General features: G+C 69.9%; 20 protein-coding genes. 14 read left to right on the plus strand and 6 right to left on the minus strand.

The features are described from left to right. Window positions 1–11 precede the first annotated feature (11 nt). The 3 genes from OHN74_RS23460 to OHN74_RS23470 all read left to right on the plus strand — a co-directional run bounded on the left by OHN74_RS23460 (window position 12) and on the right by OHN74_RS23470 (window position 3,218). Window positions 12–632 (plus strand): RsiG family protein, encoded by a 621-nt coding sequence (locus OHN74_RS23460; RefSeq protein ID WP_327696522.1) that lies wholly within the window; start codon window positions 12–14, stop codon window positions 630–632. Window positions 633–833: 201 nt separating this feature from the next. Beyond that, window positions 834–2,120, plus strand: a complete 1,287-nt coding sequence (locus tag OHN74_RS23465; RefSeq protein ID WP_327696523.1) for a GNAT family N-acetyltransferase — start codon at window positions 834–836, stop codon at window positions 2,118–2,120. A gap of 240 nt (window positions 2,121–2,360) precedes the next feature. Then, on the plus strand, window positions 2,361–3,218 hold the full coding sequence (locus OHN74_RS23470; protein ID WP_327696524.1) for a winged helix-turn-helix domain-containing protein: 858 nt from the start codon (window positions 2,361–2,363) through the stop codon (window positions 3,216–3,218). A 33-nt stretch (window positions 3,219–3,251) separates the two neighbouring features. On the opposite strand, the gene OHN74_RS23475 is transcribed toward OHN74_RS23470, so the two are convergent. Then, window positions 3,252–3,440: a hypothetical protein gene (locus tag OHN74_RS23475; RefSeq protein WP_327696525.1), complete on the minus strand. Its 189-nt coding sequence runs from the start codon at window positions 3,438–3,440 to the stop codon at window positions 3,252–3,254. Window positions 3,441–3,654: 214 nt separating this feature from the next. On the opposite strand from OHN74_RS23475, the gene OHN74_RS23480 reads away from it, so the two are divergent. From OHN74_RS23480 to OHN74_RS23510, 7 genes are all read left to right on the plus strand, one after another. Further along, entirely contained in the window at window positions 3,655–4,536 is an 882-nt protein-coding gene (locus OHN74_RS23480) for a FadR/GntR family transcriptional regulator (RefSeq protein WP_327696527.1), read from the plus strand. Next, window positions 4,485–5,282, plus strand: a complete 798-nt coding sequence (locus OHN74_RS23485; protein ID WP_443060432.1) for an HAD family hydrolase — start codon at window positions 4,485–4,487, stop codon at window positions 5,280–5,282. Before OHN74_RS23480 ends, OHN74_RS23485 begins: the two co-directional genes overlap by 52 nt. Window positions 5,283–5,326: 44 nt before the next feature. After that, window positions 5,327–5,599, plus strand: coding sequence for a hypothetical protein (locus OHN74_RS23490; protein WP_327696529.1), 273 nt, complete (start codon window positions 5,327–5,329; stop codon window positions 5,597–5,599). Between the two features lie 210 nt (window positions 5,600–5,809). After that, window positions 5,810–7,990 (plus strand): aminoglycoside phosphotransferase family protein, encoded by a 2,181-nt coding sequence (locus tag OHN74_RS23495; protein WP_327696530.1) that lies wholly within the window; start codon window positions 5,810–5,812, stop codon window positions 7,988–7,990. Between the two features lie 73 nt (window positions 7,991–8,063). After that, window positions 8,064–8,723, plus strand: coding sequence for a TetR family transcriptional regulator (locus tag OHN74_RS23500; RefSeq protein WP_327696531.1), 660 nt, complete (start codon window positions 8,064–8,066; stop codon window positions 8,721–8,723). A gap of 41 nt (window positions 8,724–8,764) precedes the next feature. Beyond that, window positions 8,765–10,882, plus strand: a complete 2,118-nt coding sequence (locus tag OHN74_RS23505) for a HelD family protein (protein WP_327696532.1) — start codon at window positions 8,765–8,767, stop codon at window positions 10,880–10,882. A 70-nt stretch (window positions 10,883–10,952) separates the two neighbouring features. Next, window positions 10,953–11,528: an HAD domain-containing protein gene (locus tag OHN74_RS23510; RefSeq protein ID WP_327696533.1), complete on the plus strand. Its 576-nt coding sequence runs from the start codon at window positions 10,953–10,955 to the stop codon at window positions 11,526–11,528. Between the two features lie 36 nt (window positions 11,529–11,564). Here OHN74_RS23510 and OHN74_RS23515 read toward each other — a convergent pair whose 3' ends face one another. The 3 genes from OHN74_RS23515 to OHN74_RS23525 form a co-directional block, all read right to left on the minus strand. Next, the gene (locus OHN74_RS23515; RefSeq protein WP_327696534.1) at window positions 11,565–13,979 is read right to left on the minus strand and encodes an excinuclease ABC subunit UvrA; all 2,415 of its coding nucleotides are present in this window, start codon (window positions 13,977–13,979) and stop codon (window positions 11,565–11,567) included. A gap of 62 nt (window positions 13,980–14,041) precedes the next feature. Then, a complete protein-coding gene (locus OHN74_RS23520; RefSeq protein WP_327696535.1) occupies window positions 14,042–14,452 on the minus strand; it encodes a VOC family protein in 411 nt (136 codons plus the stop codon). 10 nt (window positions 14,453–14,462) lie between these two features. Next, window positions 14,463–15,002: a helix-turn-helix transcriptional regulator gene (locus tag OHN74_RS23525; RefSeq protein WP_327696537.1), complete on the minus strand. Its 540-nt coding sequence runs from the start codon at window positions 15,000–15,002 to the stop codon at window positions 14,463–14,465. A gap of 117 nt (window positions 15,003–15,119) precedes the next feature. Here OHN74_RS23525 and OHN74_RS23530 point away from each other — a divergent pair, with 117 nt between their 5' ends. Both OHN74_RS23530 and rox read left to right on the plus strand, forming a co-directional pair. Continuing rightward, window positions 15,120–16,019 (plus strand): sigma-70 family RNA polymerase sigma factor, encoded by a 900-nt coding sequence (locus OHN74_RS23530; RefSeq protein ID WP_327696538.1) that lies wholly within the window; start codon window positions 15,120–15,122, stop codon window positions 16,017–16,019. 201 nt (window positions 16,020–16,220) lie between these two features. Further along, on the plus strand, window positions 16,221–17,678 hold the full coding sequence (gene rox / locus OHN74_RS23535) for a rifampin monooxygenase (RefSeq protein WP_327696539.1): 1,458 nt from the start codon (window positions 16,221–16,223) through the stop codon (window positions 17,676–17,678). A gap of 143 nt (window positions 17,679–17,821) precedes the next feature. On the opposite strand, the gene OHN74_RS23540 is transcribed toward rox, so the two are convergent. After that, complete coding sequence (locus tag OHN74_RS23540) at window positions 17,822–18,301, minus strand: NUDIX domain-containing protein (protein ID WP_443060569.1); 480 nt, start codon at window positions 18,299–18,301, stop codon at window positions 17,822–17,824. Window positions 18,302–18,472: 171 nt separating this feature from the next. Beyond that, window positions 18,473–19,150: an alpha/beta fold hydrolase gene (locus OHN74_RS23545; protein WP_327696540.1), complete on the minus strand. Its 678-nt coding sequence runs from the start codon at window positions 19,148–19,150 to the stop codon at window positions 18,473–18,475. A gap of 309 nt (window positions 19,151–19,459) precedes the next feature. On the opposite strand from OHN74_RS23545, the gene OHN74_RS23550 reads away from it, so the two are divergent. Continuing rightward, window positions 19,460–19,978, plus strand: a complete 519-nt coding sequence (locus OHN74_RS23550; RefSeq protein WP_327696541.1) for a helix-turn-helix domain-containing protein — start codon at window positions 19,460–19,462, stop codon at window positions 19,976–19,978. 142 nt (window positions 19,979–20,120) lie between these two features. After that, entirely contained in the window at window positions 20,121–20,816 is a 696-nt protein-coding gene (locus OHN74_RS23555; protein WP_327696542.1) for a hypothetical protein, read from the plus strand. Window positions 20,817–20,841: the final 25 nt, after the last annotated feature.

Genomic DNA, 20,841 nt, shown 5'->3' on the forward strand with positions numbered 1-20,841 from the left:
GGTAGAGGCACATGAGCACACCGAGTACCGGGCGGCCTCATACGGCCGCCCGACCGCCCGAGCAGCGCGACGCCGGTCCGGACGCGTCGGCTGCTCCGGTCACTTCGATCGGTTCGCTGCTGGCCCCCGCTCCGCCCGAGCACGACCTCGCCGTGCTGCGACTGTCCGAGCTGCGCGTCCTGCGCCGGGACGCCCAGCGTGACGAGGCCGACCTCAGTTACGTACGGCGGCTGCTGCAGGGGCGCATCGACATCCTGCGGGCGGAACTCGCCCGGCGCGGGCCCACGTCCGTGGTCGCGGTGGGGGAGGGCTCGGTCGTGGAGCGGCTGTCCGAGATCCTGACGGACGCACCGGCGCGGCATCGGTCGTCGGCGCGGCACGTGACGCTGGGTACACCGCACAGCGAGCTGTACGGGCGGCTCGCGGCGGAGATGCTCGCGGACGTCGAACTGTCGGACCTGGACGCGCGGACGGATCCGGAACTGACGGCGGCCATGGGCAGGCTGGTGCGGTACGAGCAGCAGGTTTCGCAGCGGCGGCAGGGTCTGCAGCGGACGGCGGACGACTGCAGCGGGGAGATCGCCCGGCGCTACCGGGAGGGCGAGGCGCAGGTGGAGGATCTGTTGATCTGAGGGCCGTCATCCAGCTCCGGCCCGCACCTTCAGCCCGTCCGGCGTTTGAGGACAAGGCCCGTTCAGGGCCGATGCGGGGGTCTGGGGGCGGCAGCCCCCAGTGGGGGTCCCCCCTCTGGGGGAGGGACGGGACGGGTAGGGGCGGCGGGGGCGAAGAAAAATCCGCGCGACACCCACTCGACCTCCCCCTAGCCTGGCCTCATGACCCCCCGTGCCGACATCGACGTACGCATCGTCAACGAGGACGGGCTCCGGGAGTGGACCCGGGCCCTGAGCACCGGGTTCCTCCGGTCGCCCGAGGTCACGGACACGGAGCTGGAGGCGCGCCGCGGCGGCTTCCTGCCGGGGCGGACCCTCGGCGCGTACGACGGCGACCGATGCGTGGCGACCTTCCGCTCGTTCCCGCAGGACCTGAGTGTCGGCGCCGGCAGGACCGTTCCGGCCGACGCGATCTCGAACGTCACCGTCTCTCCCACCCACCGCCGCCGAGGCATCCTCACCCGCATGATGACCCAGGACCTCGCCGCCGCGAAGGAACGCGGGGACGTCGTGGCCACGCTGATCGCCGCCGAGTACCCGATCTACGGACGCTACGGCTTCGGGCCCGCCACCTGGACCTCCGAGTGGACCATCGACGTACCGCGCGCAGGCCTCGACCCCCGCTGGGCGGGCCCGGCGGACGGCGGCCGTATCGACCTGGTGGACGCGGCGGACGTACGGAAGCTGGGGCCCGAGCTGCACACACGGCTCGCGCGGCAGCAGCCGGGTACCGTCAGCCGGGACGAGCGCTGGTGGCAGGTCAACACCGGTGCGGTGCGGTTCGGGGGGTCCTGGGTCGAGCCCTTCTACGCCGTCTGTCGCTCGGCGGACGGTGAGGTCGACGGGCTTGTCTCGTACGAGGCCGACGACAAGTGGGACGCCAAGCAGCCGCAGGACACCGCCGACGTGAACTGGCTGATCGCCACGACACCGGCTGCCGAGCGCGCCCTGTGGCAGTACCTCTGCTCGATCGACTGGATCACCAAGGTCAAGACCGGCTGGCGCGCCCCGGACGACCTGCTCCCCTTCTTCCTGCCGGACCCGCGGGCGGCCAGGCTCACCACGCACGCGGACTGGCTGTGGGTGCGGATCCTGGATGTCGTACAGGCCCTGGAGGCGCGTCCGTACGACGCCTACGACGTGTACGACGGGGTGGCCGGCGGCAGTCGTGGTCTCGTCCTGGAGGTCGTCGACGCGGCCGGGTTCGCCGGGGGACGGTACCGGCTTGAGGTGTCGGCGCAGGGCGTCGGCTCCTGTACGCCGGGTGTCCGGGACGCCGCCGAAATCACCCTGGACGTGAGGGAGTTGGCGGCACTGTGGCTCGGGGACGAGTCGGCGGTGCGGTTGGCGGCGCTGGGGCGGGTGCGGGAGGAACGAGCGGGCGCCGCCCGTGTGGCCGACGCCCTGCTGCGTACGTCCAGGCGGCCGTGGTGCCCGGACATCTTCTGATCCGATTCTGCTCCGACCTCGTTTCCCGTCGTGGTTGGCTGCCGAGCTCCAGGCTCCCCTCCGGAAGAGAGTTCGATCGCCAACCTGTGGAAGGTTTGACCATGTTGTAGAAGTTGGCTACCAACTTCACTGTCCTTATCTCCACATGGAAGCGTCTTATAACCACCTTCCCTTGAACTGCCCAAAGATGGCGGGAAGTTGTAGGGTTTGGTTGTGGAGACCCATAGGTCACACCGAGACGTGGCTGACGCCCTGCGCAGCCGGATCAGGACCGGTGAGCTGCGGCCCGGCCAGCGCATGCCCACTCAGGCCAGGCTGGCCCAGGAGTTCGGCGTCGAGCGCGGTGCCGTACGCGAGGCGCTGCGCATTCTGCATGCCGAGCGGTTGCTGACCAACGTCAGCAAGGGCAGCCCGGCGACGGTCGCCCCCGGTCCCGGACCGGTGCCGACCGGCCCCGCCGCCCCGCCGCTGCCCACCATCGGGGCCCTCGCACCCCGTATCGCGGCGGCCTTCGCGGCGCCGCGCGTGGCGATCGACGCCCTGTGTCTGACGTCCGTCTCGCTCACCCTGGCCATCGGGGAGCCGCTGCGCCAGATCCATGCCGGGCGGCTGAATCCGGCCAGGATCGACGTGCGGGTGCTGCTGCCGAGCCGTGACATCGACCTCGCGTTCCCCACGCCGGTGGAGCTGGCGGACGGGTCGCCCGCCGGGGCCTCGGCCACCGGCCGGCTGCAACGCCGCTGGCTGACCCACCGCAACGCCCAGGGGCAGGTTCTCCGGCACAACCTGCTGACCCTGCGCGGCACGCACGGTATCGACGTGCGCGTCTCCTTCCGGGCCCTCCCGTTCACGCCACCGGTGCAGCTGTACCTGCTCAACGGGGCGGAGGCGCTCTTCGCGTACTACACGCTGAAGAGAAGCGAGGCGGAGATCGACCACGAGCAGGTGGAGATGTACGACGCCGAGGGTGTCCGGTCGACGCTGTTCGCGTTCGAGAAGGGCGCCGGGCTGCGCGACTCGACCTTCGTGGAGCAGTCGCACCTGTGGTTCGACGCACTGTGGGAGACGATCAGTTCGGAGCTGGTGCTCACGGACTGACGCGTCTCCCACGGCCGTTCACCGCGGTCGTCGTCACAGAGTCGGGCCGGTGACCAGCAGGGCGAGCACGACCGCTCCGATGGAGCTGATGGTCGCGTTCCTGGCCTTGATGCCGATGGTGAGCAACAGCAGGCCGACGACGCCGGAGGTGCCGTACTGCCAGCTGACGAACTGCTGGAAGCCGCTGATGAAGACGGCGGCGAGGAGAGCGATGGCGGGCATGGTGGTTCCTCCTTCAGGGCGGTGACCGGGGCGCTGTCCGGCGTGCTGACCGGGGCGGTGTCCGGGGTGGTGTCGCAGGGGTGGCAGAAAGGAGGCGAAGATTCCGCCAACTTCACCAAGTTGGTAACCAACTCTGCTTAAGTTGTCCCCACTTGGCCACTACTCATAAACAACTTTTAAACAACTCCCCAAAGATGGATCGGAGTTGTAGCGTTTGGTCGTGACCCAGGAGAACGTGGCAGTGAACGGCAGCAGAAGACAGACGCCCCAGGAGATCGCCACAGCCCTGCGTGACCGCATCCGCACCGGCGAGCTGCAGCCGGGCGACCGCCTGCCCACCCAGGCCGAGCTGGCCGAGGAGTTCGGCGTCGAGCGCGGTGCCGTACGGGAGGCGCTGCGCATCCTGCATGCCGAGCAACTGCTCACCAACGTCAGCAAGGGCAGCCCGCCGCGCGTCGCCGAGGTGCCGGCGCCGAGGGAGGGGCCCCAGCCGACGATGGTGGGGCTGGCGCCGCGTCTGACGGAGGCGTTCTCGGTCCCGCACGTCCGTGTCGACGCGGCCTGTCTCACCGCCGAGAGCCTGATGCTGGCCGTCGGGGAGTCGGTCCGGCTGATCCACGAGGGCCGTATCAAGCCCGACCGGATCGACGTGCGCATCCTGCTGCCGTCCCGCGACATCACGCTGGCCTTCCCGGTGCCTGTCGACGGCCGCAGTGACGACGACCCGGTCCACCAGCGCTGGCTGGCCCAGCGCAACGCCCAGGGCCACGTCCTCCAGCACAATCTGCGCGCCCTGCGCTCGTCGCACGGCATCGACGTACGGGTGACGTTCAGGGCGCTGCCGTTCACCCCGCCGGTGAAGCTCTACCTGCTCAACGGGACGGAGGCGCTGATCGCGTACTACATGATCGCCCGCCGCGAGGAGGCGGACGAGAGCGGCGTGACGCTCGACATGTACGACACCCTGGGGACCGAGTCGCTCCTCTTCTCGTTCGAGAAGGGTGCAGGGGAACGGGACACCGCGTTCGTCGAGCAATCCCAGAAGTGGTTCGACGCCCTCTGGGAAACCATCACGACGGACCTGACACTCTCCTAGTGACCTCTGATACGACACAGACCGAACTGGCGAACGAGAACAACTCCGTGATCGACCGCCTGCGGGAACCGGTAGGCCGCGCCCGAGTGGTGCTCTGGGACTTCGACGGGCCCGTCTGCCGCCTGTTCGCGGGCCGTTCGGCGAAGCTGGTGGCGGTCGAACTCGTGGAGTGGCTCGAAGGGCAGGGACTGCACGGTCTGCTGACGGACGAGGAGCGCGCATCCCTGGATCCGCAGGTCCTGCTGCGTGCCGTCAACCGGCGGCACCCGAAGAGCGATCTGGCTGACGAACTGGAGAGACGCCTCACCCAGGAGGAGCTCCGGGCTGCACCCCTGGCGATGCCCACCCCGTACGCCGACCCGCTGATCCGCACCTGGACGGCGGTGGGTGCCAGGCTCGCGGTCACCACGAACAACTCCCCGCTGGTGGCCCGAGAGTATCTGGCGAGCCGCGGTCTGACCTCGTGCTTCGCGCCGCACGTCTACGGCCGTACGCCGGAGCTGAGCCGTCTCAAGCCGGACCCGCACTGCCTCAACCGCGCGTTGAACGCGATGGGGGCGGCGCCGTCGTCCGCGCTGATGATCGGCGATGCCCCCTCGGACTTCCAGGCCGCCCAGAAGGCCGGTGTTCCGTTTCTCGGCTACGCGCGTAACGAGGGCAAGGAGAAGCTGCTGAGGGACGCGGGTGCTGAGACGATCGTGGGCTCACTGGAGCCTGTGCTGAAGCTGCTGCGTGGTCACGCCTGAGTCATCAGCAGGGTGAAGACCACCGCCGCGCCGACGGCCGCCGCGTGCGGATCGCCCCGACCTGGAAGCTGTACCTCATCAACAGGACCGACGCTCTGCACGGCTTCTATGTGCCGATAGAGCGGCCGGTCTTCCTGGACAACGGTGACGAGATCCCGGCGCTCGACGTTCTGGGCCTCGGAGCTCTGCTGACCCGCTTCGTCAGGGACGCCGACCCGAACTCACAGGGGTCGCTCTTCGTCGAGAGCGCGCAGAGTTGGTTCGATGCCGTGTGGGAACAGCTGGCCGAGGAAGAGGGCCAGAGCCAAGTCCGGTAGCATGCCCGCCAAAAGTGAGCAACCGCTCCCGTCCTTGCGTAAGAGAAGGCGAACACGCCTGCATGCGACGACCTGATGCAGATGAGTGGCAAACCCACTCGTTGTGGCCAAAGAGCCCGGGCTCCGGTCGTACTGGACGCGCCCTGCGCATACCGTTTGCCCAGCTGTGCGCCCCCAACCTCACCTCTCGCGAGCAACCAGGAGCGGCCCGTGGGCGCATCCCCTGTTCCCCGGCCCCCGCTGCGGGAACGACCCACTGGCGAGTGGCCCGAAGTCGTGTCCGCTTTCGTGCGGCGGGCGCCGGAGGTGGGTGTGGCGAGCGGTGGCCACCACAACCGTAACCATGTGCTCCCGCTGACGGAGACCGTTGCCCGGGTCGTGCCCGGCGAGGTGGGTGCGCCGGTGCTGGTGCGGGTCCGGCGGGCCGACGCACTGCCGGTGGTGCTCCGGACCTGGAAGCGTGAGGCGGCGATCCTGCGTGCCGTTCAGGACGCCGTGCCCCAGGCGCCGAAGTGTCTCGCCTCGGGGCCGGGCTTCGCCATCCACAGCTATGTGGACGGCGTACCGCTCTCCCAGGTGTGCGAGAACGGCCAGGCGGTCGCCGGCCCGGTGATCAAGGCGCTCGCGGGACTGATGGCGCAGGTGGCCCAGGTACGCAGAGAGGCGCTGCCGAGCAGTCTGCCGCGCAACGCGAAGGACGGCCGGAGTTTTCTGCGGATGCTTGCGCACCGCGCGGACCGTGACATCCGTCAGTCCAATTGGGCTGTTTACGGTGGGCTGTTCGTCGCCCTGGGAGTCTCGGAGGACGCACTGATCCGGTGGGCCGAGCGGGTGCCCGTGATGGCCCGTCGGCCCTACAGCCTGCTCCACGCGGACCTGCACCGGGACAACGTGATCGTCACCTGCCACAACGATCCGTCCTCCTCGCTCGCCTCCGTCGACTGGGAACTGGCCACCTACGGCGACCCCCTGCACGACCTCGCCATCCACCTCGTACGGATGAAGTACCCGGACTCCCAGTGGAGTCAGGTGGTGGACGCCTGGGCCGAGGCCATGCGGGAGAGCAGGCCCGCCGCGGTCAACGGCCTGCGCCGGGACCTGCCGCACTACGTCGCCTTCGAGCGGGCGCAGTCCGTGTTCCCGGATGTCATGCGGGCCGCGAGGTCGCTGGAGGAATCGTTCGACCAGCGCAGCCTGGACAAGGCGACGGCCGCCGTGAGCGAGGCGCTGGCGGGGGCCGCCGAGCCGCTGAGGCTGGCCGATGTGCCGAGCGACGACGCGATCGAGCGGATCCTGTACCGCTGGCGGATGTCGTCGCCCCGGCGGGACGCGGGACCGAGCACCCCGATCGGCTGGGAACCGGACCGGCGGGTCCCGGAGCACACCGACTTCCCGCACACCGCCGTGCAGCGCGCGTTGCGGGCCGAGGGAGCGGCTCCGGCCAATCGGGTGTTCAAGGGGACCGCGCACCTCAACTCGGTGGTCCGCGTCGAGGGCGTCGAATTTCCCGTGGTGGTCAGACGGCAGGTGGCGAAGGTCTGCCGGCGCGAGCCCAGTTTCCTGAGCGAGCACGCGGTGCTCCAGGTCATCGAGCGGTCGAGCGTCGACGTGGCGGTGCCCCGGGTCCTCGCTCTGGGCACCAGCTACCGTGACGAGCCCTTCGCGATCCACACGTACGCCGGGCGGCGCGACATCGACCAGGCGCCCAGCCATCCGGTCAACGGCCTGCTCCCACACGAGGCGGACGCGCTCGTCGACCAGCTCTGCGCCCTGACGCGGGTGAACTACAAGGTGCTGGATCCGATGGCGGGCGGGGGGCGCTTCTACAGCTGGCTGAGCGAGCAACTCGTCGTTCTCGTCGGCGACCTGCCGAGCGAGTCCCGCCAACTGGCCCGGGCGCTCGGCCTGCCCGACGCCGCCCGGCTGCGGGAGATCCTGAGCCGGCATGTGGTGAGCGACCGTGAACCGGCGCTGCTGCACGGCGATCTGAATCCCTGGAACCTCGTACGCCGGGACGACACGATGGCGTTGACCATCATCGACTGGGAGATGGCGGTGGTCGGCGATCCGCTCTACGACCTGGTACGCCACATGCATCTCACCCCGACCCGCTCGGAGATCCGCGACCGCATGTTCCGCCGGTGGTCGAGCGGGCTGGCCGCCAATTACACCGACGACTGGCAACGGGACTGGCGTGTCTACCGGGACATCGAGATCGTCCGGTCCGCCTACATCGACCTGGACCGCCTGGTCACCGGCGCCGGTCTGGACGCCCCGAACGTCCGCCGCGCGGTCGACTCGTACGCGATGACGCTGGCCTCGGCCACGGCCGCGCTGGGGCTGCCGGCCCGTTCCACGGAGAACCCGTATCTGGCGCTCGCGTTGAGGTAGTCGCAGGCGGCCGGGAGGGCTGCGTACCGCGGGCGGGTCCGTGCGGGGCCGGCGAGTGCGTACCCTCGCTCCCATGGCAGGAACCGGGCTGCGCGAGCGCAAGAAGCAGCAGACGTACCAGAACGTGTCCGACATCGCGATCAGGCTCTTCCTCGCGAAGGGCTTCGACGCGGTGTCCGTCGCGGAGATCGCCGCCGCTGCCGGGATCTCGAAGCCGACGCTGTTCCGGTACTTCCCGGCCAAGGAGGATCTCGTCCTGCACCGCTTCGCGGACCACGAGGACGAGGCGGCACGGGTGGTGCGGGCGGCCGGTGCCAGTGCCGGTGCGGATGCGGATGTGTCGCCGGTCGACGCGCTGCGCCGGCACTTCCTGGACGGGCTGAGCCGCGAGGACCCCGTCACCGGCCTCAACGGCTCCCCCGAGGTGCTCGCCTTCCACCGTCTGCTCTACGGCACCGCTTCGCTGGTCGCGAGGGCGTACGAGTACCAGCAGCGGTCGGAGGCCGTGCTCGCCGTCGCCCTCGGTGACACCCTGGCGGCCCGGCTCGCGGCCGGCCAGATCATCGCCGTACAGCGGATTCTCGCGCAGGAGAACTGGCGGCGGATCGCGGCGGGGGAGACCGTCGAGGCGGTGCGGGAGGACGCGGTCGCGGCGGCCGAGGGGGCGTTCGGGCAGCTGGAGGCGGTGCTGCCGAGGCTTCGGTCGGTGGGTGTGGAAAAACTGCCCAGGTAAAATATTTAACTTGGTTACGTTATTTCGGTATGCTTGCTGGAATGACGTCGACCGACCCTGCCCCCGACCCCGCCCAGGCGCAGCTCCACGGCTCACTGCGCCGCGAGCGAGCCCATCACGACGCCTGTCGTGCCGCCCTCGCCGCGATGATCGACGGCGCCCGCGAGCACGTCGTCACCGGCGCGGACGTCTCCGCCTCCGGGGCGGACGCGGAGGTGCTCGGGTACCAGCTGCGCAGCAAGGCGAAGGAACTGGGCGAGCTGCCCGAAGGGCCGCTGTTCTTCGGCCGGTTGGACTTCGACAGCGGTGACCGGGGCGGTGAGCACAGCGGGGCGAGCTACCACCTCGGGCGCCTGCGGATCAGCGAGCACCCGACCCGCCCGCCCCTCGTCGTGGACTGGCGAGCCCCCGTCTCCCGGGCCTTCTACCAGGCGAGCGCCCGCGACCCGCAGGGCGTGGCCGTACGGCGCCGGTTCGGCTGGGCGCCCGGCAGCAGCGGCGACTCCGCCGACCTGACCGGTCTGGAGGACGAGCACCTGGACGAGCATTCGACGGAAGTCGGCTCGGGGGAGGGGGAGTTGGCGGGGGCGGACGGCCTGGTCGCCCGCGAGATCGCGCGCCCCCGTGTCGGTCCCATGCGGGACATCGCCGCGACGATCCAGCCCGAGCAGGACGACCTCGTACGGGCGGGCCTCGGCGTCTCCGTGTGCGTGCAGGGCGCTCCCGGCACCGGGAAGACGGCCGTCGGGCTGCACCGGGCGGCCTACCTCCTCTACACGCACCCCCAACGCGTCCAGCGCGGCGGCCTGTTGATCCTCGGCCCCAACCGCACGTTCCTCTCGTACATCTCGGAGGTCCTGCCCGCCCTTGGGGAGACGGGCGTACGGCAGTCGACGGTCACCGACGAGATCGCGGCCCATCCGGTGCGAGCGGAGGACGACGAACGGGCCGCCGTCGTGAAGCACGACGCGCGGATGGCGGAGGTGCTGCGCCGGGCGCTGTACGCACGCGTGGCGACGGAGGGCTACGCCAACTCCCTCGGCCCCCTTGAGGTGCCCGACGATTCGTACCGCTGGCGGATCTCCGCGGCGGAGCTGGCGCGGATCGTGGCGGGTGTAAGTGCCGAGGAACCGCCGTACGCCGTGGGGCGTGAGCGCGTACGGACCCGGGTGGTCGGCCGTGTCCAGCGGGAGGCGGAGCGGCGGGCCGGGCCGCAGACGAACGGCTGGGTGCGGCGGATCGAGCGGGCCCGGGCGGTCGGGGCCTACGTGGAGGCGGTGTGGCCGAGGGTGCGTCCGGAGGAGGTGGTGGCCGAACTCCTGGGCGACGAAGGGGCGTTGGCGCGGGCTGCCGAGGGGCTGTTGGGGGAGGAGGAGCAGCGGGCGGTGCGGTGGGCGCGTCCGCCGAGGTCGTGGAAGTCGGCGCGCTGGTCGGCCGCCGATCTGGTCCTCCTCGACGAGGTCTCCGGGCTGATCGAACACCCCGAGGGATACGGCCATGTCGTGATCGACGAGGCCCAGGACCTCTCCCCGATGGAGTGCCGGGCGATCGCGCGCCGGGTGCCCTACGGCTCGCTGACGGTCCTGGGCGACCTGGCCCAGGGCACCACACCGTGGGCGGCACGGGCGTGGGGGCCCTTGCTGGGCCACCTGGGCAAACCGGACGCCACGGTGATCCCGCTGACCATCGGGTTCCGGGTGCCGAAGACGGTCGTCGCCTTCGCCAACCGGCTGCTGGCCCGCCTGGACGTACCGGTGCCACCGGCCCGATCCCTGCGTGGAGACGGGGAGTTGAGGGTGGTGGAGGCGACCGACGTCGCTGCGGAGGTGGTGGCCGCGGTGCGTCGGGCGCTGGCGGGGGAGGGGTCGGTGGGGGTCGTGGCGGCGGACGGCGAGGTGGCGGCCGTACGAGAGGTGTTGGACACGGCGGGGGTGGCGGTGAGCGGGGGGCGGGTCGCGGTGATGTCGGCGAAGTCGGTGAAGGGGCTGGAGTGGGACCACGTGGTCGTGGTGGAGCCGGCGGCGATCGTGGAAGGGGAAGGGGAAGGGGAAGGAGCGGGGGAGGGGGTGGCCGGGCGGGGACTGCATCGGCTGTACGTGGTGCTGACGCGGGCGGTGTCACGGCTGGAGGTCGTGCACGGGCGGGCGTTGCCCTTCTGAACGGGAGACGGGAGAAACGGGAGAAACGGGGGAGCGGTGACTCATGGACCGGCGGGTTAGGGTGCCGGCCATGCCTGCCCCGCTCCTTCCTCGCCCGCTCCTTCCTCGCCCGCTCCTTCCTCGCCCTCTCCTCTTCCTGGACGTCGACGGACCGCTGATCCCGTTCGGCGGCACGGTGGAGGAGTATCCGGACGGATATCCGACGTATCGGCCCGCTCGGCGACCGAGCATCCCGGCAGCAGGGGCGAACCCTCTCCTGCCCCGGATCGACCCCGCGCTCGGGCCCCGACTCGCTTCGCTGGGCTGCGAGTTGGTGTGGGCGACGACCTGGATGGACGAGGCGAACGAGTGTGTCGCCCCCTGGCTGGGCCTGCCCGCTCTTCCGGTGGTCGACTGGCCGGAGCCGGACCACGATGACCTGCCCGGGGTACCCGGCGCGCCGCCCGGCCCGCACTGGAAGACCCGCCCGCTCGTCGAGCTGGCGGCCGGGCGGGCCTTCGTCTGGCTCGACGACGAGGTGACCGGCGTCGACCGTCGCTGGGTGGCCGAACACCACCCGGGCCGGGCCCTGTTGCACCGGGTCGACCCTCACCACGGGCTGCGGGAGGCGGACTTCACGGCCGTCGAGGAGTGGCTCCAGTCGTAGGGCAGAGGGCCACGATCGCCGTCGTGGCTCCCCGCGTCAGGCCCTCACGTACCCCGCCAAGTGCTCCCCCGTGAGGGTGCTGCGGGCCGCCACCAGGTCCGACGGGGTGCCCTCGAAGACGATCCGGCCGCCGTCGTGGCCCGCGCCGGGGCCCAGGTCGATGATCCAGTCCGCGTGGGCCATGACCGCCTGGTGGTGCTCGACGACGATGACCGACTTGCCGGAGTCGACGAGCCGGTCGAGCAGGCCGAGCAGCTGCTCGACGTCGGCGAGGTGGAGGCCGGTCGTCGGTTCGTCGAGGACGTACACCCCGCCCTTGTCGCCCATGTGCGTGGCCAGCTTGAGGCGTTGGCGTTCGCCGCCGGACAGGGTGGTGAGGGGCTGGCCGAGGCTGAGGTAGCCGAGGCCGACGTCCGCGAGCCGGTCCAGGACGCGGTGCGCGGCCGGCGTACGCGCCTCGCCCGCGCCGAAGAACTCCTCCGCCTCCGTCACCGACATCGCCAGCACCTCGCTGATGTCCCGGCCACCGAGGTGGTACTCCAGCACCGCCGCCTGGAACCGCTTGCCCTCACAGTCCTCGCAGGTCGTGGCCACGCCGGCCATCATCGCCAGGTCGGTGTAGATGACACCGGCGCCGTTGCAGGTGGGGCAGGCGCCCTCGGAGTTGGCGCTGAACAGCGCCGGCTTGACCCCGTTGGCCTTGGCGAACGCCGTACGGATCGCGTCCAGGAGTCCCGTGTACGTCGCCGGGTTGCTGCGCCGGGAGCCACGGATCGGGGTCTGGTCGACCGACACCACGCCCTCGCTGACGGCGCCCTTGGCGTCCACCAGAGAGCCGTGGATCAGCGAGCTCTTGCCCGACCCCGCCACGCCCGTCACCACACACAGCACCCCGAGCGGGATGTCCACGTCGACGCCCTGGAGGTTGTGCTTCGTCGCGCCCCGGATCGGCAGCGTGCCGGTCGGCTTGCGCACCGACTCCTTCAGCGAGGACCGGTCGTCGAAGTGGCGGCCGGTGACCGTGCCGCCGGTCCGCAGCCCCTCGACGGTGCCCTCGAAGCAGACGGTGCCGCCCGCCGTACCGGCGCCGGGACCGAGGTCGACGACGTGGTCGGCGATGGCGATCACCTCGGGCTTGTGCTCCACGACGAGCACGGTGTTGCCCTTGTCGCGCAGCCGCAGCAGCAGGTCGTTCATGCGCTGGATGTCGTGCGGGTGCAGGCCGATCGTCGGCTCGTCGAAGACGTACGTGATGTCGGTGAGGGCCGAACCGAGGTGGCGGATCATCTTGACGCGCTGCGCCTCACCGCCCGAGAGGGTGCCCGAGGCGCGGTCCAGTGAGAGATAGCCGAGGCCGATCTCCACGAACGAGTCGAGCGTGTGCTGGAGCGCGGTGAGCAGCGGGGCGACCGAGGCGTCATCGAGGCCGCGTACCCATTCCGCCAGGTCCCGGATCTCCATCGCGCAGGCGTCACCGATGCTGATCTTCTTGATCTTCGACGACCGGGCCCCCTCGCTGAGCCGGGTGCCCTCGCAGTCGGGGCAGGTGGCGAAGGTGACCGCCCGCTCCACGAAAGCCCGGATGTGCGGCTGCAGCGCCTCCTTGTCCTTGGACAGGAACGACTTCTGGATCTTGGGGATCAGTCCCTCGTAGGTGAGGTTGACGCCGTTGACCTTGACCTTGGTCGGCTCGCCGTAGAGGAAGTCCCGCATCTCCTTCTTGGTGAACCGGCGGATCGGCTTGTTCGGGTCGAGGAAGCCCGACTGGGCGTAGAGCCCCACCGTCCACTGGCTGTCCGACTTCCACCCCGGGATGGTGAACGCGCCCTCGGCGATCGACTTGGAGTCGTCGTAGAGCTGGGTGAGGTCGATGTCGGAGACCGCGCCCCGGCCCTCGCAGCGTGTGCACATACCGCCGGTGCGGTTGAAGGTCGCCTTGACGGTCTTCGTCTTCTCGGCACCGCGTTCGACGGTGATCCCACCGCTCGCCCGGACCGAGGCCGTGTTGAAGGAGTACGCGCTCGGCGGCCCGATGTGCGGCTGCCCCAGTCGGCTGAAGAGGATGCGCAGCATCGCGTTGGCGTCGGTGGCGGTGCCGACCGTGGAGCGCGGGTCGGCACCGAGCCGCTGCTGGTCGACGATGATCGCGGTCGTCAGCCCTTCGAGTACGTCCACCTCGGGCCGCGCCAGCGTCGGCATGAACCCCTGGACGAACGCGCTGTACGTCTCGTTGATCAGCCGCTGGGACTCCGCGGCGATCGTGTCGAACACCAGGGAACTCTTGCCCGAACCGGAGACACCGGTGAACACCGTCAGCCGACGCTTCGGCAGCTCGATGCTGACGTCCTTGAGGTTGTTCTCGCGCGCGCCGTACACACGGATCAGATCGTGGCTGTCGGCACCGTGCGGCGCTGCTGCCGCCTGCGAGTCCGTCCTCGGGGTCCTGCTCATCGGGTCTCCGTCTCGTCCGGGTTTCCTACGGGCCGGCGCGGGCTGCTCCGGCCGTAAAGGCCTTAGCCCTTCGGCTTCTGCGAGATCCGGACCAGGTTGCCCGAGGGGTCGCGGAACGCACAGTCGCGCGGGCCCCAGCCCTGGTCCATGGGCTCCTGGAGCACTTCGGCGCCGGATGCCCGTACCTTCTCGAACATGGCGTCGAGATCGTCGGTGCGGAAGACGAACATCGGCATGACGCCCTTGGTGAGCAGCTCCTGCAGGGCGTCGCCGTCGGCCGCCGAGCGGCCCGCGTGCGGTTCCGAGAGGACGATTTCGAGGTCCGGCTGCGCGGGGCTGCCGAGGGTGACCCAGCGGTGTTCGCCGGACGCGACGTCGTTGCGGACCTCGAAGCCGAGTGCGTCGCGGTAGAAGGCGAGCGCCTCGTCGGGGTCGTTGACGGTGATGTGGCAGTACTGCAGTGCGATGTCCATGTCGACCACGCTAGGCGGCGGCCGTACGGCCCGCTTCTCGAATCCTGCTCGGTACGTTTCCGATGTCCCCGACCGGTGTGCTGCCGCTCGGAGTGCCCGTGCTCGCGGCGTTCGTGCTCGTCGCCTCCGTGCTCGGAGCGTCCGGACCGGCCCCGTGTCTGCTCGGCCGGGTCTGCACCTTCGCCACACAGGCGGGCATCGCCGTCACCGCGTCGTGCTCCCGGCCTCGGTACGCGCTCGGTGTCTCCCCGACGATCTCGGTGAACCGGGTGCTGAACGAGCCGAGCGACGTACAGCCGACGGTCATGCACGCGTCGGTCACGCTCATGCCGGCGCGGAGCAGCGTCATCGCCCGCTCGATCCGGCGGGTCATGAGATAGCTGTAGGGCGTCTCGCCGTAGGCCGCCCGGAACCGCCGCGAGAAGTGCGCCGGCGACATCAGCGCGTGCTTGGCCATGGTCGGCACGTCGAGCGGACGCGCGTACTCCCGGTCGATCAGATCCCGGGCCCGACGCAGATGCGCGAGGTTGGCGAGCTCCTGCGGGTCCATTCCGCGACGGTACCACCGGGCTCCGGCGCCGGTCCTGGCCATGGTCCTGGCCCCGGTCCGAGCGGAAGCCCGGCATAGGATCCAGCCGGTACCTGTGGAGGCGGAGGCATCGGCATCATGGACGAGCTGGACGACCTGGACGAAGCCGCAGAAGTGTTCCAGCGACTGCGCCCGCGTCTGTTCGGCATCGCCTACCGCGTCCTGGGCAGTGTGTCCGAGGCCGAGGACGTCGTGCAGGACGCGTGGGTGCGCTGGCAGGGCACCGACCGTGGCGTGGTGCTGGATCCCGGTGCGTTCCTGGCGAGGACCACCACCCGGCTGGCGATCAACGTGGCCCAGTCGGCGCGGGTCCGCCGTGAGGCGTACGTGGGGCAGTGGCTGCCGGAGTTCGTGGACACCCGAGTGGATCCGCAGGTCGGCGCGGAGCGTGGCGAGGCGCTGGAGCTGGCCGTGCTGCTGGTCCTGGAGAAACTGAACCCCGTGGAACGGGCGGCCTATGTCCTGCGGGAGGCCTTCGACTATCCGTACGACGAGATCGCGGGCATGCTCCAGCTGGCCCAGGCCAACACACGCCAGATCGTCAGCCGGGCCCGCAAGCGGCTGTCCGCCGAACGCCGTGACTCCGTCGACGCGGCGGAGCACCGGCGGCTGCTCGAAGCCTTCGTCGCGGCGGCACGGCACGGAGATGTCGCCGCCCTCGAGAACGTGCTGTCGGCCGATGTCGTCGCCTACGCGGACGGCAACGGCATGCGCGGCGTGGCACGGCTGGACGTCGTGGGCACCGGACGCGTGGCGCGGATCAGCGCCTTCGCCCAGAAGTTCTTCCCCGGGGCCGATTACGGCGTGGTCGAGGCCAACGGCCAACCCGCCATGCTGCTCACCAAGGACGGGACCGCTGTCGCCCTGATGAGCATCACCGCGGGACCGGACGGCATCGACGGGCTCTACTGGATCCTGGCGCCCGACAAACTGCGGGCGTACGAGCGGTCGGCCCAGAGGCTCACCGGTCGGCCGTAGCGGGTCGGCAGTAGCGGGTCGGCCGTAGGGAAAGGAAAAGGCAAGGAGGTCATGTCACTCCTTGCCACTCTCAACATATAGCGCACAGGGGGGCTTGCGGCAAGACCCCGGTCGTGCCGCAGAATCGTCGGCCGAGGCGGCCCGGACCTGCGGAAAACGCGGAGACCACGGCAATCGAGGGCTGCCGAAATGGGGGTTGTCATGATGGACGTGATCGTGGTCGGCGGCGGACCCACCGGCCTGATGCTGGCCGCCGAGCTGCGCTTGCACGGCGTGCACGTGGTCGTGCTGGAGAGGGACGCGGAGGCGACCCCGGTCGTCCGTGCGCTCGGTCTGCATGTGCGCAGCATCGAGGTGATGGACCAGCGCGGTCTGCTGGAGCGGTTCCTCGCGCACGGGAAGCAGTACCCGGTCGCCGGCGGTTTCTTCGCCGCCATGGACAAGCCCGCGCCCGCCCGGCTGGACACCGCGCATCCCTACGTACTCGGCATCCCGCAGACCGTCACCGACCGTCTGCTGTACGAGCACGCCACCGAACTCGGCGCAGAGATCCGGCGCTCCCACGAGCTGGTCGGGCTGAGCCAGGACGAGGAGGGGGTGACCGCCGAGCTCGCCGACGGCACACGGTTGCGCTCGCGCTACCTCGTCGGCTGCGACGGCGGGCGCAGCACCGTACGCAAGCTGCTCGGCGTCGGCTTCCCCGGCGAGCCCACCCGGCTCCAGGCGCTGCTGGGCGAGATGAAGGTGGGCGTGGAGCCGGAGACGGTGGCCGCCGTGGTGGCGGAAGTCCGCAAGACCCAGAAGTGGTTCGGCCTGGGGCCCCTGGGGACCGACGGGGTGTACCGCGTCGTCGTGCCCGCCGAGGGGGTGACCGAGGACCGCTCGGCCCCGACCCTCGACGAGGTCAAGCGGCAGCTGCGGGCGTACGCAGGTACCGACTTCGGTGTCCACTCCCCGCGCTGGCTCTCCCGCTTCGGCGACGCCACCCGGCAGGCCGAGCGCTACCGCACCGGCCGGGTACTGCTGGCCGGCGACGCGGCGCACATCCACCCGCCGGTCGGCGGACAGGGGCTCAACCTCGGCATCCAGGACGCGTTCAACCTCGGGTGGAAACTGGCCGCCGAGATTGCCGGCCGGGCCCCGGAGGGGCTGCTGGACAGTTACCACGCCGAACGGCACCAGGTGGCCGCCGAGGTGCTGGACAGCACCCGCGCGCAGACGCACCTGATGTCCACCGAGCCGGGTGCCCAGTCCGTGCGCCGACTGGTGTCGGAGCTGATGGACTTCGAGAACGTGAAACGGCACCTGATCGAGAAACTCGTCGGCATCGGCATCCGCTACGACTTCGGCGAGGGCCACGAACTGCTCGGCCTGCGCATGCGGGACGTGACGCTGAAGCGGGGCCGCCTCTACGAGTTGATGCACGAGGGCCGGGGCCTGCTCCTCGACCGGACCGGCCGGCTCTCGGCGGCGGGCTGGGCGGACCGGGTCGACCACGTCGTCGACGACAGCGAGGAACTGGGTGAAGCGGGTGAAGCGGGCGAACTGGGCGTGCCCGCGGTGCTGTTGCGGCCGGACGGGTATGTGGCGTGGGTCGGCGAGGACCAGGAGGATCTGGTCGCTCCGTTGACCAGGTGGTTCGGTCCTGCGATCGGTTGACGCACTGTCTCTCGAAGCCACTGGGCGTGCTCATTGAGAGTGATGTACGGATCAGCCGTACCCATTCGCACATCGCCCCGTTGCGCTCGGATCGCCGTTGTCCATGGTGGTGCTGTGCGATGGGGAATGCCCCGAACCCGCCCTCACCGCTTCGGATCCGCACGTGGTGATGTGCGCGCTGTCCGGAACGCGAGATAGCGGCTGAAGGCTTCGTGGCTGTCGGGGGTGAAGCGCCACTCCAGCAGGGCCGACCGCAGCTCCGGCTCGGTCAGCCAGCCGTGCCAGGCGACCTCATCGGGATCGGCGGCCACCGTGTCCGGCGCCACGGCTTCGTGCACGCCGAGCCAGTGAGGGCTCAAACCGCTGCGGTTGAGGAACGTGAACAGCAAGCGCGGCAGCACACGAATGCCCAGCTCTTCGGCCACCTCCCGCGCGGCGGCCTGTTCATAGGACTCACCGACACCCACGGCGCCACCGACCACGACCTCGTAGAACCCGGGGAAGCGTGACAGCTCCTCCGACCGCCGGTGGACCAGGATCCGCCCACGCTCATCACGACACACCGTCACGGCGACCCGGTGCAGCCAACTCTCCTGGACGGCCTGCCGACGGCTGACCACCATCCCCAGCACGCGATCTTGATCGTCGACACGCTCCACCAGTTCATCCACGACGCACACCCTGGCAGAGCCCACTGACAACGCCTCTTGCCGGCGACTCGCGGAATCGGGGGCCAGGAGCATCTGCGCCGGGATGCCGGACGAGGACGACACAGGGGCGTGAGCGGCTGTGCGTCAGGCGGAGGCGGGCGGCAACGCGCCAAGAACGGCAGCGAGGCTGTGCGGGTCGCGGCGGGCGATGTTGTGACCAACGGGAATCTCGTGAACCTGCCAGGCCGAGTCGTTGCGCAACCGTTCGGTCAGGGTCACGAACGGGCTGCCTGTCCACGCGCCACCACTGATGAACGTTCGGCCGAGGGCGCGGCCGGGGTTGCCTCCCAGCCTGATCGACTGGACGAAGCTCGCCATTGGATGCGGTCGCGCGCGAGGGTCGAGCCCATCAGGCACTGCTACCCATCGACCGTCGGCCCGGGCGCCCGCTATGAACGATTCCCGGAAGCTTTCGCTGGTCAAAGACCAACACGAATCCCCGTCGTCCGGAACATAGGCGTCGATGAAGACGAGCTGATCGAGGCGATCGCTGAGCCGATCCGCGACACCGGCGATCACCATCCCGCCGTAGCTGTGCCCGCACAGTGCGAGGGGTGTTTCGCCGCTACGGTCAATGATCTCGGCCACCTGGTCGATATGGGTGTCGAGGTTCGGCGGACGGTCCACATCGACCGGGCCGTCCAACTCCAACCCTGCCAGGGTCACCGCCTCGACGTGGTGACCCGCTCGGTGCAGCTCGACGGCGACAGAGTCGAACACCCATCCGCCTTGCCAGCCGCCAGGCACCATCACGAACTTCACCGCGCCATCGTAGGTCGGGCAGATCCCGACGACCCTCCGGATTGCCGAGGTCGAGGTTCACCGGCAACGCCCGCCCTGGCGACGCGGCTAGCGGCTGGTGATCTTCCGGTCCAGCAGGATGTTGGTGACCTGTCGTGCCTACGGTTGTCCGGGACGGAGGGGTGCCTGATGTCCCGGACAACCGGTAGGCAGGTGCGGGACCGAGTACGACACCCATCGTGCTCAGTCACAGTCAGGCTCGAAGTGGCGTAGCGCACTTTTGCAAGCAGGCGCTTGCAATAGTTAGCAAGAGTGCGGCAAGGTAGAGGCATGGCAACGCTCAACGTCGGCAATCTTGGTGAGTACCTGCGCGACCAGCGGCGCACCGCGCAGCTGTCCCTCAGGCAGCTCGCCGATGCCGCCGGGGTGTCCAATCCGTATCTGAGCCAGATCGAGCGCGGGCTGCGCAAGCCGAGCGCGGAGGTGTTGCAGCAGGTCGCCAAGGCGCTGCGGATCTCCGCCGAGACGCTGTACGTGCGGGCCGGCATCCTCGATGCCGAGCGGGACCGGGACGAGGTGGAGACACGTGCCGCCATCCTCGCCGATCCCACGCTCAGCGAACGGCAGAAGCAGGTGCTACTGCAGATCTACGAGTCCTTCCGCAAGGAGAACGGGTTCGAGATCGCCGATCCGGGCAGCCCTCCAGCCGCGACGGACGTCCCTGTGCCGGACGTTCCGGGTGGCGCACACGGAGACACGGACAGTGCTGCAGGCAGAGATAGAGACACAGGCAGAGACACGGACATAGGCACCGGCAGCGATGCCGATCCGCAGCAGACGGCCGGTTGACGCACCAGATTCGCCGGATTCACCAGAAGTACCAAGACGTATAAGTCGCACCAAGAAGCACAAGTCGTCCCAGTCAAGACCGGGCCGGCGCTCGCGGAACCCCCAAACCCTCAGTTCGAAGCAACCCGGGAGGACCATCACCATGGCCATCACCGACGACCTCCGTAAGACCTTCAGCGACCCCACCCCGTTCTACTTCGCCGCCGGCACCGCCGACCTCGCCCTTCAGCAGGCCAAGAAGGTGCCCGGCCTGGTCGAGCAGCTGCGTGCCGAGGCGCCGGCCCGGATCGAGGCCGTACGCGGCACCGACCCGAAGGTGGTTCAGGAGAAGGCCGCCGCCCGTGCCAAGGAGGCGCAGGAGAAGGCCTCCGTGCGTGCCAAGGAGGCACAGGAGACCATTCAGACCAAGGTCGGCGAGTTCATCACCACCCTGGACGGCGACTTCAAGAAGCTCGGCTCCACCATCGACGCCGACCTGAAGAAGCTCGGCGAGAGCGCTCAGGACCTCGCCCTGCGCGGTGTCGGCGTCGCCGCCGAGTACGCCGTGAAGGCGCGCGAGACGTACGAGAAGGTCGCCGAGCACGGCGAGCAGGCCGTGAAGACCTGGCGCGGCGAGGCCGCCGAGGAGATCGAGGAACTGGCCATCGCCGTCGAGCCGAAGGCAGAGCCGGTCGAGGTCAAGGTGGCGACCGAGGAGAAGGTGCCCGCCCCGGCCGCGGCCCCCGTCCCGACTCCCGCCGAGGCCAAGATCGCGTCCGCCCCGGCCCGCAAGCCCGCCGCCAAGAAGGCCCCGGCCCGCAAGCCCGCCGCGAAGAAGACGACTCCGCCCGCCAAGTAGGCAGACAAACAGGCAGAGCCGAACA

It is taken from the genome of Streptomyces sp. NBC_00459 (genome assembly GCF_036013955.1).
Taxonomy (GTDB): Bacteria; Actinomycetota; Actinomycetes; order Streptomycetales; family Streptomycetaceae; genus Streptomyces.

Bases quoted from the DNA above. Each gene is read 5' to 3' on its own strand.
- OHN74_RS23460 (WP_327696522.1), top strand. From the start codon at position 12: ATGAGCACACCGAGTACCGGGCGGCCTCATACGGCCGCCCGACCGCCC.
- OHN74_RS23465 (WP_327696523.1), top strand. From the start codon at position 834: ATGACCCCCCGTGCCGACATCGACGTACGCATCGTCAACGAGGACGGG.
- OHN74_RS23475 (WP_327696525.1), bottom strand. From the start codon at position 3,440: ATGCCCGCCATCGCTCTCCTCGCCGCCGTCTTCATCAGCGGCTTCCAG.
- OHN74_RS23500 (WP_327696531.1), top strand. From the start codon at position 8,064: ATGGCAGGAACCGGGCTGCGCGAGCGCAAGAAGCAGCAGACGTACCAG.
- OHN74_RS23505 (WP_327696532.1), top strand. From the start codon at position 8,765: ATGACGTCGACCGACCCTGCCCCCGACCCCGCCCAGGCGCAGCTCCAC.
- OHN74_RS23510 (WP_327696533.1), top strand. From the start codon at position 10,953: ATGCCTGCCCCGCTCCTTCCTCGCCCGCTCCTTCCTCGCCCGCTCCTT.
- OHN74_RS23515 (WP_327696534.1), bottom strand. From the start codon at position 13,979: ATGAGCAGGACCCCGAGGACGGACTCGCAGGCGGCAGCAGCGCCGCAC.
- OHN74_RS23520 (WP_327696535.1), bottom strand. From the start codon at position 14,452: ATGGACATCGCACTGCAGTACTGCCACATCACCGTCAACGACCCCGAC.
- OHN74_RS23525 (WP_327696537.1), bottom strand. From the start codon at position 15,002: ATGGACCCGCAGGAGCTCGCCAACCTCGCGCATCTGCGTCGGGCCCGG.
- OHN74_RS23530 (WP_327696538.1), top strand. From the start codon at position 15,120: ATGGACGAGCTGGACGACCTGGACGAAGCCGCAGAAGTGTTCCAGCGA.
- rox (WP_327696539.1), top strand. From the start codon at position 16,221: ATGATGGACGTGATCGTGGTCGGCGGCGGACCCACCGGCCTGATGCTG.
- OHN74_RS23540 (WP_443060569.1), bottom strand. From the start codon at position 18,301: ATGGTGGTCAGCCGTCGGCAGGCCGTCCAGGAGAGTTGGCTGCACCGG.
- OHN74_RS23550 (WP_327696541.1), top strand. From the start codon at position 19,460: ATGGCAACGCTCAACGTCGGCAATCTTGGTGAGTACCTGCGCGACCAG.
- OHN74_RS23555 (WP_327696542.1), top strand. From the start codon at position 20,121: ATGGCCATCACCGACGACCTCCGTAAGACCTTCAGCGACCCCACCCCG.